Annotated in this window: 13 protein-coding genes; 4 read left to right on the forward strand and 9 right to left on the reverse strand. The window is 64.3% G+C overall.

Annotated features, from left to right (window positions below):
- Positions 1-15: 15 nt before the first annotated feature.
- From K359_RS0132195 to K359_RS0132215, 5 genes are all read right to left on the reverse strand, one after another.
- Complete coding sequence (locus tag K359_RS0132195; protein WP_029083010.1) at positions 16-3,153, reverse strand: efflux RND transporter permease subunit; 3,138 nt, start codon at positions 3,151-3,153, stop codon at positions 16-18.
- 57 nt (positions 3,154-3,210) lie between these two features.
- Positions 3,211-4,317 (reverse strand): efflux RND transporter periplasmic adaptor subunit, encoded by a 1,107-nt coding sequence (locus K359_RS0132200; RefSeq protein ID WP_029083011.1) that lies wholly within the window; start codon positions 4,315-4,317, stop codon positions 3,211-3,213.
- A 381-nt stretch (positions 4,318-4,698) separates the two neighbouring features.
- Positions 4,699-6,024, reverse strand: coding sequence for an MFS transporter (locus tag K359_RS0132205; RefSeq protein ID WP_029083012.1), 1,326 nt, complete (start codon positions 6,022-6,024; stop codon positions 4,699-4,701).
- 257 nt (positions 6,025-6,281) lie between these two features.
- Positions 6,282-7,445, reverse strand: a complete 1,164-nt coding sequence (locus K359_RS0132210) for a winged helix-turn-helix domain-containing protein (protein WP_029083013.1) — start codon at positions 7,443-7,445, stop codon at positions 6,282-6,284.
- Positions 7,446-7,549: 104 nt separating this feature from the next.
- Positions 7,550-7,792, reverse strand: a complete 243-nt coding sequence (locus K359_RS0132215) for a hypothetical protein (RefSeq protein WP_029083014.1) — start codon at positions 7,790-7,792, stop codon at positions 7,550-7,552.
- Between the two features lie 159 nt (positions 7,793-7,951).
- Here K359_RS0132215 and K359_RS0132220 point away from each other — a divergent pair, with 159 nt between their 5' ends.
- The gene (locus K359_RS0132220; RefSeq protein ID WP_029083015.1) at positions 7,952-8,584 is read left to right on the forward strand and encodes an OmpA family protein; all 633 of its coding nucleotides are present in this window, start codon (positions 7,952-7,954) and stop codon (positions 8,582-8,584) included.
- Between the two features lie 162 nt (positions 8,585-8,746).
- Here the strand turns inward: K359_RS0132220 and K359_RS0132225 are convergent, their stop codons facing one another.
- Positions 8,747-10,051, reverse strand: coding sequence for a phospholipid carrier-dependent glycosyltransferase (locus K359_RS0132225; RefSeq protein WP_029083016.1), 1,305 nt, complete (start codon positions 10,049-10,051; stop codon positions 8,747-8,749).
- 224 nt (positions 10,052-10,275) lie between these two features.
- On the opposite strand from K359_RS0132225, the gene K359_RS0132230 reads away from it, so the two are divergent.
- Together K359_RS0132230 and K359_RS0132235 are read left to right on the forward strand one after the other, a co-directional pair.
- Entirely contained in the window at positions 10,276-10,986 is a 711-nt protein-coding gene (locus K359_RS0132230; protein WP_029083017.1) for a FecR domain-containing protein, read from the forward strand.
- Between the two features lie 14 nt (positions 10,987-11,000).
- A complete protein-coding gene (locus K359_RS0132235) occupies positions 11,001-12,179 on the forward strand; it encodes a hypothetical protein (RefSeq protein ID WP_371261208.1) in 1,179 nt (392 codons plus the stop codon).
- A 247-nt stretch (positions 12,180-12,426) separates the two neighbouring features.
- On the opposite strand, the gene K359_RS0132240 is transcribed toward K359_RS0132235, so the two are convergent.
- The 3 genes from K359_RS0132240 to K359_RS0132250 form a co-directional block, all read right to left on the reverse strand.
- Complete coding sequence (locus tag K359_RS0132240; protein ID WP_029083019.1) at positions 12,427-12,915, reverse strand: VOC family protein; 489 nt, start codon at positions 12,913-12,915, stop codon at positions 12,427-12,429.
- Positions 12,916-12,938: 23 nt separating this feature from the next.
- Positions 12,939-13,376 carry a VOC family protein gene (locus K359_RS0132245; RefSeq protein ID WP_029083020.1) on the reverse strand — a complete coding sequence of 146 codons (438 nt, stop codon included), beginning with the start codon at positions 13,374-13,376 and terminating at the stop codon, positions 12,939-12,941.
- 103 nt (positions 13,377-13,479) lie between these two features.
- The gene (locus tag K359_RS0132250) at positions 13,480-14,496 is read right to left on the reverse strand and encodes an alpha/beta hydrolase (protein ID WP_029083021.1); all 1,017 of its coding nucleotides are present in this window, start codon (positions 14,494-14,496) and stop codon (positions 13,480-13,482) included.
- Between the two features lie 312 nt (positions 14,497-14,808).
- Here K359_RS0132250 and K359_RS64735 point away from each other — a divergent pair, with 312 nt between their 5' ends.
- Complete coding sequence (locus K359_RS64735; protein WP_245284782.1) at positions 14,809-15,132, forward strand: hypothetical protein; 324 nt, start codon at positions 14,809-14,811, stop codon at positions 15,130-15,132.
- The last annotated feature ends 10 nt before the right edge of the window (positions 15,133-15,142 follow it).

The following is a 15,142-nucleotide window of genomic DNA, read 5'->3' on the forward strand; positions in this document are numbered from 1 at the left end:
CTGCTCAATCTTCAGTTATTCGGCAGCCTCAGCAAGCGGAAATGCGAGTTGTCCCTTTCCTGCATGCTGCGGCGCAGTATCGGTTTGCTCAGGGCCGCTCTCCTCGAGGGTCTTGCGGAACCAGAGGGCGTAAAGGCCCGGCAGATACAGCAAGGTCAGGAAAGTCGCAACAAACAAACCGCCCATGATGGTGATCGCCATCGGGCCCCAGAACGCCGAACGCGACAGCGGGATCATGGCGAGGATCGCGGCGAGCGCGGTCAGCACCACCGGCCGGGCACGCCGGACGGTGGCCTCGACGATCGCCTCGCGCCGGGTCAGGCCGGAAGCCACGTCGCTCTCGATCTGATCGACCAGGATCACCGCGTTGCGCATGATCATGCCGGCAAGCGCGATCAGGCCGAGCAGCGCCACGAAGCCGAACGGCTGGTTGGCGACGTTCAACCCGAGCGAGGCGCCGACGATGCCGAGCGGCGCGGTCAGGAACACCAGGAACAGGCGCGAGAAGCTCTGTAGCTGGATCATCAGGAGCGTCAGCATCACCATCACCATCACGGGGAAGAGGATGAAGATCGACGCATTGCCTTTGGCCGATTCCTCGAACGCGCCGCCGGGCTCGATCCGGTAGGCAGGCTCGAGATGGGCCTGGATGTCCTTCAGCTTCGGCGAGATCTGGTTGGTGACGTCGGGCGCCTGCACTCCGTCGACGACGTCGGAGCGCACGGTGATCGCCATGTCGCGGTTGCGCCGCCAGAGGATCGGCTCCTCATGCGCATATTCGATCTTCGCAATCTGCTGGAGGGGCACGGCCACGCCATTGCGTGACGTGATGGTGAGATCGCCGACCCGGCCGAGATCGAGCCGCTCCGAAGGCACCGCGCGGGCGACCACGCCAACCTTCTCGATGCCGTCGCGGATCGTGGTGACCGGCGCGCCCGAGATCAGCATCGCCAGCGCTTGCGAAACCTCCTGCGGGGTCAGGCCGAGCGCACGCGCCCGATCCTGGTCGACGGCGAGCTTCAGGTAGGGCGACTGCTCGTTCCAGTCGAGCTGGACGTCCTTGACGTTGGGATTCTGGCGCATGACGTCGCGCACCTGGTAGGCGATGTCGCGCACCTTGTTGGCGTCGGGCCCGATCACACGGAACTGGACCGGGAAGCCGACCGGCGGACCGAAATTGAAGCGGTCGACCCGGACCCGCGCCTCGTTCAGCGCGCCGTCGGCGGCGGCCTGCTCGAGCTTAGCCTTGACGCGCTCGCGCGCATCGACGTTCTTGGCGAGGATCACGATCTCGGCAAACGCCTCGTTCGGCAGCTGCGGGTTGAGGCCGAGCCAGAAGCGCGGCGAGCCCTGGCCGACATAGGCGGTGTAGGTCTCGATGTCCTTGTCGTCCTTCAGCAGGCCCTCGGCCTTCTTGACCGCCTTCTCGGTGGTGCCGAAGGCCGTGCCTTCGGGCAGGCGGAGCTGCAGGAACAACTCGGGCCGCTCCGACAGCGGGAAGAACTGCTGCTGGACGTGGCCGAACGCAACGATCGAGGCGACGAAGACGCCGACGGTCGCGACCACCACCTTGACGCGGTGATCGACGCACCACTGCACCACGCTGCGCAGGCCGCGATACATCCGCGTCTCGTAGATCGCGTGCGGATCGTGGTTCTGGTGCACCTTGATGTTGGGCAGCAGCTTGACGCCGATATAGGGCGTGAAGATCACCGCGACGAACCAGGAAGCGACCAGCGCGATCGCCACGATCCAGAAGATGCCGCCGGCATATTCGCCGACCGCCGAATTGGCAAAGCCGATGGGGAGGAAGCCAGCGGCTGTGACCAGCGTCCCCGTGAGCATCGGAAACGCGGTAGATTCCCAGGCAAAGGATGCGGCCTTGTAGCGGTCCCAGCCCTGCTCCATTTTCACCACCATCATCTCGACCGCGATGATGGCGTCGTCGACCAGCAGGCCGAGCGCGATGATCAGCGCGCCGAGCGTGATGCGGTGCAAATCGAGCGACATCGCATTCATCACGATGAAGACGATGCCGAGCACCAGCGGCACCGACAGCGCCACCACGATGCCGGTGCGCCAGCCGAGCGCGACGAACGAGACGAACAGCACGATGGCGAGCGCCTCGACGAAGGAGTGCACGAACTCGCCGACGGCGTGCTCGACCACCTTGGGCTGGTCGGCGATCTGCTCGACCTCGACGCCCTGCGGCACCGCCTTCATGAAGTCGGCGGTGGCCTTTTCGACCTCCTTGCCGAGCTCGAGGATGTTGGCGCCCTTGGCGGTGACCACGCCGATGCCGAGCGCGGGCTTGCCTTCCTGACGCACCGTGAAGCTCGGCGGATCGACATAGCCGTGGCTGACGGTCGCGATATCGCCGAGCCGGAACACGCGGCCGTTGCTCTCGACCGGCGTCTCGGCCACCGCCTTGACGCCGTCAAGCGCACCGGTGACGCGCAGCGGCACGCGCTGCGACGAGGTCTCGACGGTGCCGGCAGGCGTCACGTTGTTCTGCTTGGCGAGCGAGTCGAACAGCGCCTGCGGCGTGATGCCGAGCGTCGCAAGCTTGGCATGCGAGAACTCGACATAGATGCGCTCGTCCTGGGTGCCGTAGAGGTCGACCTTGGTCACGCCGGGCACCTTCAGCAAGCGCTGGCGGAAGCCTTCGGCGACCTTCTTGAGCTGCGCGTAGTCGGCGCCGTCGCCGGTCATCATGTAGAGGATCGAATCGACGTCGGAGAATTCGTCGTTGACCACGGGGCCGAGGATGCCCGACGGCAGCTGGCCCTGCACGTCGACCAGCTTCTTGCGCAGGAGATAGAACAGATAGGGCACGTCCTTCGGCGGGGTCGAGTCGCGGAAGGTGACCTGCATCGCCGTGAAGCCCGGCTTGGAATAGGTCTGCACCTTCTCGAAGAACGGCAGCTCCTGCAGCTTCTTCTCGATCGGATCGGCGACCTGCATCTGCATTTCCTGCGAGGTCGCGCCCGGCCACATCACCGAGACGTTCACCACCTTGACGGTGAAGAACGGGTCCTCGGCGCGGCCGAGCTTCTCGTAGGAGAAGAAGCCGGCGACGCCGAGCACGAGCATCAGGAACAGGACCAGCGTCGGATGGCTGACCGCCCAGGCCGAAAGGTTGAAGCGCTTCATCGAACTCTCCAAGTTCTAGACCAAGTCCCAGAACCGTTTGCGCTGATATTGCGAGGGTTAGAACGAAAGCGACGACACGACCCGCACCTTCTGGGTCGGATCGAGCTTCTGCACACCGAGCGCGACGACCTTGGCGCCCTCGTCGACGCCATCAGAGATGACGACGTTGTTGCTCTCATAGGCCTTCACCTTGACCGGCTTCAGCGCGACCTCGCCCTTGTCGTCGACGATGTAGAGCGAGGGATCGCCGCCCTGGCTGTACAGCGCCGACAACGGCAATTTCGCCACGCGTTCGCTCGCCTTGTCGGCCAGGGTCAGGGTTGCGGTCATGCCGAGCGAGACGGCCTCGTCGGCGTCCGGCAGCGAGAACTTTGCGAGGTAGGTGCGGGTGGCGGGATCGGCCTGCGGCGCGACCTCGCGCAGTTTTGCGGCATAGGTCTTCTTCGCATCCGACCACAGCGTCACCGTGGCAACGCCCGACCTGGCACGAGCAAGAAGCGTCTCTGGGATCGCGACGACAGCTTCCTTCTCGCCAAGTCGGGCGACACGGATCGAGGCCTGGCCCGCGGCAACCACCTGGCCGGGCTCGATCATGGTAGCTGTGACGACACCTCGGGTGTCGGCCACCAGCGTTGCATAAGAGAGGGAGTTTTTGGTCAGCTCGACCGAACGCTCGGCGCGGTTCAGCCGCGCGCGCGCCTCGTCGCCGGCGGCCTTGGCGGAATCGAGCTGCGCATCGGTGGTCCAGCCCTTGGCCTTCAGATCCTTGGCGCGCTGCTCGGCGGCCGCGGCCTGCGCCAGCACGCCGGTGGCGGCGCGGAACTCGGCCTCGGCCTGCTCGGCCTGCAGCTTCAGGTCGATCTCATCGAGGGTGGCCAAGGGCTGATCGACGTCGACTGTCTGTCCGACCTCGACCAGCCGCTTGGCCACCTTGCCGGCAACCCGAAAGCCCATATCGGCCTCGATACGGGGCTTCACCGTGCCGACAAAACTGCGCTCAGGGGTTTCGGCTTCGTAATGGACGGTCGCCACCAGAACGGGGCGTCCCGGATCTGCCTTTTCGGCCGCCTTTTCATTGCAGCCGGCCAGCGCGAACACCGCAAAAGCCAACGCGGCTCCCGTCAAGAGCCTGTAATAGCTCGAGAAAATGGAACGGGCGAACATCGGGAATCTCCATCCGGCTGACGACTGATGAAGAGTATCGATTTATCACTGATGAATGTCAATATTCGTCAGTGATAACCAATTCGTGAGGTAACACGCCACTGGAGCGTGGAGCTCGGAAAATGCGTAGCCCGGATGAAGCGCAGCGAAATCCGGGACCTCGCCCATGGAGAGTGGGTCCCCGGATTGCGCTTCGCTCCATCCGGGCTACGGCGATCGCTGCGCCCAAAAAACTGTCATCGCCCGCGAAAGCGGGCGATCCCAGTATTCCAGAGACAGTCGTAATTGAAACGAGAGGCCGCGGCCGTACTGGATCGCCCGGTCAAGCCGGGCGATGACAGCTATGTTTGCGGCGAAGGCTCGGCTACGCTGGCGTCATCGCTACTTCGCGTCGGCGAATTCGGTCTTGGTTTCGTGGCTGCCGAGGAAAACCAAGAGGCCCGCCGCGAGTGGCAACTGCGACAACACCAGCAGGCCGGTCGACGTGCTTCCGGTGGCCTCCTTGACCCAGCCGATCAGATAGGGCCCGCCGAAACCGGCGAGGTTGCCGATCGAGTTGATCAGCGCGATCGCGCCGGCGGCGGCGGTGCCGGAGAGCCAGGCGGTCGGCAGCGTCCAGAACACCGCGAAGGTGCAGAACACGCCGATCGCGGCGACGGTCAGCACCACCATGGTCATGGTCGGATCGGTGATGTAGCTGGAGACGCCGAGCGCCAGCGCCGTCAGCAACAGCGGCGCCCCGACATGGAACACACGCTCGCGCGTCGCATCCGAACGGCGCGCCCAGAAGATCATCGCGGCGGCGCCGAATGCATAGGGAATCGCGGTGACGAAGCCGGTCTGCGCGTTGGTGAGACCGAACGCCTTGACGATCTGCGGCAGCCAGAACTGCATGCCGTAGAGCGCGGCGACGAAGCCGAAATAGATCGCGCTGAGCGCCAGCACCTTCGGCGACGACAGCGCCTCGCCGAGCCTGAAATGCTTCGCCGCCTGCTTGGCCGCGACCTCGGCATCCAGCTTCGCCTTCAGCCAGGCCTTCTGTTCGGCCGAGAGCCAATCGGCCTTCTCCGGCCGGTCGGTGAGATAGAACCAGGTGACGATGCCGAGCAGCATCGAGGGGACGCCCTCGATGATGAACAGCCACTGCCAGCCCTGCATACCCATGACGCCGTCCAGCCCGAGCAGCAGGCCGGAGATCGGCGCGCCGATCACGGTGGAGATCGGAACGGCGAGCGCGAAGGCGGCGAGGAAGCGGGCGCGATATTCGGCCGGATACCAGTAGGTGAGATAGAGGATGATGCCGGGGAAGAAACCGGCCTCGGCAACGCCGAGGAAGAAGCGCAGCGCGTAGAAGCTGTGCTCGTCATAGACCGCCGCCATCAGGGCCGAAAGGATGCCCCAGCTCACCATGATGCGGGCGATCCACTTGCTGGCACCGAACCGCTCCAGCGCGAGGTTGCTCGGCACCTCGAAGATGAAATAGCCGATGAAGAAGATGCCCGCCCCGAACGAGAACACCACCGGCGAGAATTTCAGCTCCGCGTTCATGGTGAGCGCGGCGAAGCCGAGATTGACGCGGTCGAGATAGGAGAAGAAGTAGGCCAGGATCAGGAACGGGATCAGCCGCCAGGAAATCGCGCGGATCGTCGACGTCTCGATCTCGCTGCGGGCGCCGGTGCTTGGCGCAATGGTTGCGGTCTGGCTCATCAGTTTCCCCCAGGGTGTTGCTTGCCCCGAGGATTATTGGCTCGCTCCGCATTGAGCAATGGCAAAAACTCATAGCACACAGGCTGAACGGGAGCCCATGCACGCCCCCACCGGCTATCGCCGTCATTGCGAGCCAACGGGTCGCGCGAACGCGCGCCCGATGACAGGCTCCGCGAAGCAATCCATAGCGACGCAAATGGGGAGGTGGATTGCTTCGTCGCTTCGCTCCTCGCAATGACGATCGAAGAGGAACGCTCTCACTCCGCCAGCTGAAATCGCTCGAAGCGGTCTAGCTCCTCCTCGATGCGGCGCTTCAGCTCCTTGCGCGACGCCTGTTTCTTGCCGTTGCCGACCCAGCTCCATTTCTGCATCAGGAGTTTCTTGTTCTGGCGGTCGGTCTTGAGGTCGAGGGCGGCGACGATGTCGTCGCCGACCAGTACGGGCAGCGCGAAATAGCCGAACAGGCGCTTCTGCTTCGGCACATAGGCCTCGAAGCGGTGGCCATAGCCGAAGAACAGCTCGGTGCGCTTGCGCTGGATGATCAGCGGATCGAACGGCGAGAGGATGTGGACCAGGGCGGGATCCCCCTCGCCGGTCTGCTCCAGCACCTCGGGGCGCGCCCAATGTTCGTGCTTGCCGGCGCCGTCGAGCGCGATCCGGACCAATTCCTTGCGGCGCACCCTCGCCTCGATCAGGCTACGCACCGCCTTCTTGCTCGGCGCGTCGAGATGGCAGATCGAATCCAGGCTGACGATGCCCTGCGAGCGCAGCGCGCGGTCAAGCAGATAGGCTGTTATGGCCGACGCCGGTGCGGGCTTCGGCGGCTTGTCCCAGCCGAAGTGCCTGCTCATCAGCTCATAGGTCTTCAGCATGCCGGCGCGCTCGCTGATTGTGACCACGCCGCCATAGAAGGCGAGCTGCAGCGCGCACTTGGATGGCTTCCGGCTCTGCCAGAGATGCTCCTTCTCGGTGAGCACGTCGTCCTCGATGTCGCGGATCGTCAGCGGACCGGCACGCAACAGCCGCAGCACCTTGCGCGTATCGGCCGCCGTTACCGACGCGAACCATTTATGGCCCTCGCGCTTGTGCGCCTTCATCGCCGGCAGGAAGATGCCGATGTCCTTGGACGGAATGTAGGACAGCGCGTGCGTCCAGTATTCGAACACGCTCTTGTCGGTGCTCTGCGCCTGCTTGAGGTCGGCGCGGCGGTAGTCCGGAATCCGGGTGAACAGGATGTGGTGATGGCAGCGCTCGATCACGTTGATGGTGTCGATCTGCACATAGCCGAGATGGTCGACGGCGGCCGCCACGGCTGAGGCGCCCTGCCCGAACGGCGCCTGCGTATCGAGCCGCTGCGCGCGCAGCCAGATATGGCGGGCGGCGGCATTGTTCAGCGAAAGGGGTTCTGCGGCGCGGGGCATTGCGCCAGCAATGTAGTGAGATTCGCGCCGCTGTGGAGGGCCGGACGGCGGAAATCAGCCGCGCACAATCATGCACGCACCGGCGTGCGAGCGAACAGGACCGGCTACGCCGATCCGACGACCCGCCGCAACCAGGGAACGTCCCGCAGCGCTGCCTCGAGTGCGACGCTCTCCTCATGGAAGACCCGGGACGAATGACCGCCAACCGGAAACCAGCCGCGGCTGTCTTCGACGTCCCGCCGGTATTCCTCGAAGCCGATGGTCCCTTCCGGGCGAAGGAAGATATCGACGCAGCGCGCGGCATCCTCGTCATTGATCGAGCGGAGGACGCGATTGACGTGGGTCATGGTGCTCACCCTCTCCGCTGCCCTGCCTGGCACACGCCAGGTTCTGCACATCCAACTGTGACCTATGTCACATACCGGGTTTTGAACCGGTCCTAGGTTCTCGGCATCAAAACGACAGCAAGCCGAAATTGGCTGGCCGCGTATTTAAGGACGAAACCCATGACCCGCTCTCTTTCCTTGTCTTTTTTGGCAATCGGCGCTGCGCTGTCGATGACGGCGGGCGTGGCACTGGCCGGCAGCGACACCGTTCCGGCCGCCCAGATCCTCAATGCGCTGAAGCCGAAGTCGGCCACCCGTGGCCTCTCGGCCGATACGCAGGTCGACCCGGCCGCTTCGGCCAAGGAGGCGAGCTTCCTCAACACCGTTCGCAACCGGCAGACCCGCTCGCTGTCACTCGGCGAACGCCAGGAAATCGCCGACATCGCCGCCACCAAGCCGAAGATCGATCTGGAAATTCACTTCGACTACAACTCGGCGGAGATTGCCAAGGGCTCGACCCAAGCGGTGCAGGAGCTCGGCAAGGCGCTGTCGGATGCCAGCATGAAGGGCTCGACCTTCGTCGTCGCCGGCCACACCGACGCGATCGGCGGCGAAGCCTATAACCAGGACCTGTCGGAGCGCCGCGCCGACACCATCAAGAAGTATCTGGTCGAGCGTTACGGCCTCAACGGCTCAGACCTCGTGACCGTCGGCTACGGCAAGACCCGACCGAAGGATCCGAACGCGCCGATGGACCCGACCAATCGCCGCGTGCAGGTCGTCAATATGGATACCAAGACCGCGTCGAAATAACCTCCCGCAGCCTCGAGCTTCGGTTCTGATTGAATCAGAACCGAAGCTCTACCTCTTTATCTGGACGCGTTTTCTTCACGCGAACCGGCGTCCACTTCGCTCGAAAACGCTATGGATCCGCCTGCCGCACCCGGCAGGCGGATCATTTTATCCCCGAGCGTTTCAGATCCAGCTCTGGAACAGCATCAGCCGGTTGAAGGTCGCGATCGACGTCCCGATCGCGGCGACCGTGACCGGCAGCATCGCGATGAAGCCGGCGCATCCGGCCGCCACGAAGGCCCATAACAGCCAGCGCGGCGCCCCCTTGCGCGTCAATGCGTAGACCAGCACGAAGCTCGCGGTACACGCCGCCGGCAGATAGTAATAGATGAAGCCGAGCGTGCGCGGCAGCAGCGCCCAGGCGAGATACGGGCCGAGGTAGAACGCAAGCACCAGAAACGCATCGCGGCGGCGCCTGACGATCCAGTCGCGCAGCGCCACGATCAGCGCGATCAAGGCCGGCCACAGCACCAGCGGGTTGCCGAGGAACACGATCGCCGCGAAGGCGTCGTCGCCGACCTTCTCGAACAGATACCAGACCGGACGCACCAGGAACGGCCAGGACGGCCACGAGCTCATATAGGTGTGGCCTGCAATCGCCGTCGTGGTGTTGTCGGCAAAGATGCGGCGCTGCGCCTCGATGATGCCGGAGAACGAGAGGCCGTAGAGCGGCACGAAGGTCGCGAGATAGACGATCAACGGAATCAGCACGAAACAGACGATGAAGTGAGGGAGACGGAAATCCGGCCACAAATCGGGCCGGTACCAATCTTCCGCATCGGCGTCGGCAAAGCGCGTGCGCCAGCCCTGCATCAGGCGGATCGCAGCTACGATCGCGATGCAGGTCGCGAGCACGAACAGCCCGCTCCATTTGCAGGCACATGCAAGCCCCGCTGCTAACCCCGCCAGCGCGAAGGCGAGTTGCGGCCGCTGCTGCCTGAAGCCGTGGATGAAAGCCGCGATCGCGAACAGACAGAAAGCGAGCGCGAAAATATCCAGCATCGCGATCCGCGACTGCACGAACAGCATCTGGTTGAAGAAGGCGAGCAGCACCGCCGCGATGGCACGCTCCTGCGACGCGAACAGCGCGAGCCCGCCGAGATAAACGGCGACCAGCGCCAGCGCGCCGAACAGCGCCGCGGGATAGCGCCATCCGAGCGGCACGTCGCCGAACGCCTTGATCGAGAGGGCGATGATCTCCTTGGCAAGCGGCGGATGCATCGGGTTGAGGATCGGGCCCTCGACCACCTGCAGCAGCATCTGCCGCGCCGCCGGCACGTAATGCACCTCATCGAAATAGAGCTTGTCCGGCGCCGTGATCCCGAGCAGCAGCACGACATGGGCGACGATGAAGATGATGGCCGCAACAATCGCCGTGCGCGCGGCGGGCCGCCCAAAAACGGAAGGAGATTCGGATGCGATGTTCAAAACGTGAGCACGGTGCGAGGGGAACGAGTGTGAGCGAAGTGTGAGCTACGCCGGTGCGTGTGACGTATGTGACGAATGTGATCAGAACTCACTCTCATACCCGCTCCTTGAACGTCCTCGAATTCATCAGCACCGCTTCAACTCAGCAGAGCTTGTGACAATTATACAATATCAGCTGCAGGGGCGATCCGATACGATGACAGGGTTGGTCGATCGGTATTGCAATGAATTTGCCTCACAGCTTTCTCTCCATTCTTGCGCTCGGTCTTGTCGCCGCACTGACGGCGCATCCCGCTCGCGCGCAGACGCGCGTCGGCGAAGCTGCCATGGTGAAGAACGAGGTCCTTCGCGTTGCGGCCGCGACCACGCCGATCAATGTCGGCGACGCACTGCTGCGCGATGAGACGGTGCGCACCGGTCTCGAAAGCGCCGCGCGGCTGGTGATGGCTGACAGCACCAACCTCTCGCTCGGCCCGAATGCCTCGCTCAAGCTCGACCGCACCGTGTTCGACGACGAGCATCACTATCGCGATGTCGCGATCCGCCTGACGTCGGGCGCGTTCCGCTTCGTCACCGGCCGCTCCGACAAGGCCGCCTACAGGATCACGACGCCGCTTGCGACCATCGGCGTTCGTGGCACCGTGCTCGATATCCTGTCACAACGCGGCAAGACCACGGTGGTGTTGCAGGAGGGCGCATCGACGGTGTGCACGTCGAACCGGCAGTGCATCGATCTGACCCAGCCGGGTGACACCGCGATCATCACTTCGAGCGGCGGCCACACCACGATCCAGAAGACCAACAATCCGCCCTGGACCTTTGCCGCGACCTGCAGCCAGGCGGCCGGGCTCTGCACCGTCACCCAGTTCGCCGATGCGACGCCGGTGACGCCGCCGGTCGACGACGACCCCACCGGCATGCTGTGCGGACGCTGAGCATGATGCGGCGCATGCATCAGTTGGTTCTGTCGGTCGCTCTGACGACGGCGCTGTCGCTTGCAATGCTGCAGGCGCTGGCTGCGCCGGCCCAGGCGCAGACTCCAACGCCGAACTGTACTTCAATTCCCGAAAGCACGCTGGCGGCGTCGCCGAACTGCAATTCGACCCCCACACCGACGCCTACTCCGACACCAACGCCGACGCCGTCGCCTACGCCCACTCCAACTCCTACCCCAACGCCGACGCCATCCCCAACGCCGACGCCCACGCCGACACCAACCCCGACGCCGATCACCGGCGCGCCGTCGAGCGGCGGTTCGATCAACGGCCTCGCCGACCAGCGCTTCAACCAGATGATCACCAACCGCGTGCTCGGCACGGTGCTGCTCGGCGTCAACGAGCAGGTCAATTGCAATGACTGCATCAGCGCCTTCGGCTCGGCCGGCTCGTTCTCGGCGGGCATCCACGGCCGCAAGACCATCACGCCGAACCTGTCGCTGCTCGCCGGCATCGCCTACACGCAATATGGCGAGGGCGGCTACAACGTCACCAGCGCGCCGATCGGGGCCTTCGCGTTGCGCTACGACTTCGTCGACTGGGGTTCGTCGCGGCCGTTCTTCGACGTCGGCACCATCCTCTCGCCGTCCGAGAAGGTGCGCTACACCCGCAACTACGCGACGAGCCTCGGTCCGGTGTCCATCACCAGCCAGACCTCGAGCGAGAATTACGGCGTCTACGGCCGCGCAGGCTGGATCAACCGGCTGTCAGCGCGTGATGAGCTCGCGGCTTCGGTCGAGGTCTGGCAGCTGTGGCAGCGGGTCAAGGGCTACAGCGATCCCGCTGTCGCCTTCAATCCGTTCGATGCGACGATCGCCGACGGCACCGATCGCACCAGCCTGGTCAAGATCGGCGGCCAGTGGACGCATCTGTTCGGATCGAACATCGAAACCAACATCAATGGCGGCTGGGTGCAATCCTTCGCCACGCATTCGGGCATCGTCGCGACCGTCACCGGCGACGGCACCATCGTGCCGACGATGGGCAACCAGGGCTGGTTCGAATATGGCGGCCGCGTCGGCTTCCGCATCACCAAGGGCTGGATCGCCGACCTGTTCGTCAACGGCACCGCCGGGCCGCAGCCGGTCGGCAACACGGTTCACGGCGGCGTGGGGCTGCGGATCAATTACTAGAGCGTTTTCGAGCGAAGCCTGCCCCGCACTTGATGCGGGGTGGACACCGGTTCGCATGAAGAAAACGCGTCAAGACAAGAAGCGAGAGCTTCGGTTCTGATTCAATCAGAACCGAAGCTCTAGGCACCTGTCATGCCCCGCTTCATGCGGGGCATCCAATACGCCGCGACCCATCGGCCAAGCACAGAGGTCTCTGGAATACTGGATCGCCCGGACGAGCCGGGCGATGACAGTGGAGGCATCTACCTCACGCCGCCGCCTTGCCTTCATAGGCCCGGCGCAGGCCTTCGACATCGAGCTTGATCATGCCGAGCATCGCCTGCATCGCGCGCGCAGCGGCGGCCGCATCGGCGCCACCGATATAATCGTGAAGCTGGCGCGGCACGATCTGCCAGGACACGCCAAAGCGGTCGCGCAGCCAGCCGCACTGGTCCTCCTTGCCGCCACCAGCGAGCAACGCGGCCCAGAGCCGATCGACCTCGGCCTGATCGACACAGTCGATCGAGAACGAGATCGCGTGAGTATATTCCATCCGCATCCCGCCGTTCAGCGCCATGAAGCGCTGACCGGCCAGGGTGAACTCGACCACCAGCACGGTGCCGGCCTTTCCGGCCGGACCGTCGATGATGTTGTTCTGGATCTTGTCGATGCGGGAATCCGGCAGCAGCGAGACGTAGAAGCTCGCGGCTTCCTCGGCCTCACCGTCGAACCACAGGCAGGGGGACACTTTTGACATCGATGAGCTCCTTGTCGGCGCGCTCAGGCGGTGGCCGCGGCGGACTGCGCCTTCATCGCGGCCTCGACGTCCATCCACATCACTTCCCAGATGTGACCATCGGGATCCTCGAAGCTGCGGCCATACATGAAGCCGTAATCCTGCTGCGGCGACGGATCGGCAGTACCGCCCGCGCCCTTCGCCCTGGTGACATAGCCGTCGACTGCGTCGCGGCTATCGGCGGACAGGCAGATCAGCACCTCGCTCGTGGTCCGGGCATCGGCGATTGTCTTCGGGGTGAACTGCCGGAACTTGTCGTGGGTCAGCAACATGACGTGGATGGTGTCGGAGATCACCATGCCGGAGGCGGTCTCGTCCGAGAATTGCGGATTTTTCGTCGCGCCGATCGCCTCGTAGAAGGCGGTCGCGCGGGCGAGGTTGCTGACCGGCAGGTTGACGAAGATCATTGTCGGCTTGGCCATGAACGGCTCCTTTTCTCGGGGTTGTGCCTCGAGGACGAACCGTATGGCCGGCTCCCGACATCGCCCCGCAGATTTTTGTTGCGGCGTCCTGCCGCAGGGTGCCTCAGGTCACGATCGGCGTCGGCATCGTCAGAAACGCCCGCGTCACATGCCAGAACAGCTCGCGATTGGCGGCCAGCGCCACCGAATGTGCCGTGCCGGGCAGGATGATGAACTGCCGGTCGCCGTTCGGCAGCCTGTTGAAGAACTCCTCGAGGTCGGGCACCGCTGCGATCCCGTCATATTCGCCGCGGACCAGCAGCACCGGCGCCAGCACCTTCTCCGGATGCACCACCGGCAGATTGGCGGTCATGTCGAGATAGGTGCCGGTCGGAATCTGGTCACCGAACTGCATCTCGACATCGGCCAGCACCTCCATCACCGCGGGGTCCGATGTGCCGGGCCGGTCGCGGGTCGCGATCGAGCGGATCATGTCGCGGTCGCGCTTGCGCATGTTGTGGCTGCGGTAATAGGCAAGCTGCTCGGCGCGCTTTGCCAGCGTCGGTGAGCCCTCGCCCTTGTAGGTGAAGGCGGCGAACACCAGCCGATCGATGCGCTCGGGCGCGGACATCGCGAAGGCGCCGGCCCGCAGCGCGCCGGAGGATTCGCCGACGAAGTGATATCGCCTCTCGCCGGTCTCGCGGGCGATCACCTCGACCGCGGCTTTCAGATCCTCGACGCCGCTTGCGATATCCGCATTGCCCGAGGTGCGGCCCGACTTTCCGTAATTCTCGTGGTCCATGGTCCAGCAATCGAAGCCGTAGCGCGCAAAGACATTGAGCAGCGAATACTCGCCTTTGCCCCGCACCGTGAGGTCGAACACCCTAGAAGTCACCGACGAGCCGTGGACGAAGAACACCACGGGCCGCGGCGGTTCGCCTTGCTTCGGCGCCCCGATCCGCTTGCGGAACATCCAGAGCGGAATGTCGCCCTTCTTCGCCCAGTATTCGCTGCTCCAGATTTCACCTTCGGCAGGAACGGCGGTTGCGGCCCGCGCCGGCGCTTCGCCGAGCACACCGGCTGCCGTTGCAACGCCGATGCCCTTGATGACGCTGCGCCGCGAATGGTCGGAATTCGTCATGGTTCGCCTCCCATTCTGAACGACGGGGCTTCGTTCGGCCCCTGGGTTGCACGATGCTAGCATCCACAACCTTCATTGCGAGCGCAAGCGACGTGTCCGCCGAAGCCTTGGCGAAGGCGGAAGCAATTCATAGCGCCGCTTGCTGCGGGAGTATGGATTGCTTCGTCGCGTACGCTCCTCGCAATGACGGCAAATGCGATGCACGATTTTGTGAACGCTGTTTCCGGCAATCGGCGCGGACGAGGTGCGGACTTGGTCCTAGTCTCCGCCGCGGTCCGACCGGAAATATCCGGCGAGAAGCGGGAGCGAAGAATGAGCAGCAATCTGACCGACGAAGAACTTGCCGCCTTGATGCCCTCCGAACTGTGCCAGTACCCAACGCCGATCCCGACCCAGATCGTCTCCAGCGACGAGTTCTATCCCGACCCGCAGAACGAACGGCAACGTGAGGTCGAGGCGCGGCTGCTCGCGATGGCCGACGATCTCGGCGGCAAGCAGGGCCTCGACCGCCGGAGATTCTTCCAGACCGCGGCCGGCATGGCCGCTTCCTTTGTCGCGATGAACCAGGTCTACGGGGAGCTGTTCGACGTGACGCCGGCGGAGGCCGCGACGCGCAGGAGCGCGCCAACGCCCTGAAGGACCAGTT

The sequence above is a fragment of the Bradyrhizobium sp. th-b2 genome (genome assembly GCF_000426785.1).
In the GTDB taxonomy this organism is placed as follows: Bacteria; Pseudomonadota; Alphaproteobacteria; order Rhizobiales; family Xanthobacteraceae; genus Bradyrhizobium; species Bradyrhizobium septentrionale.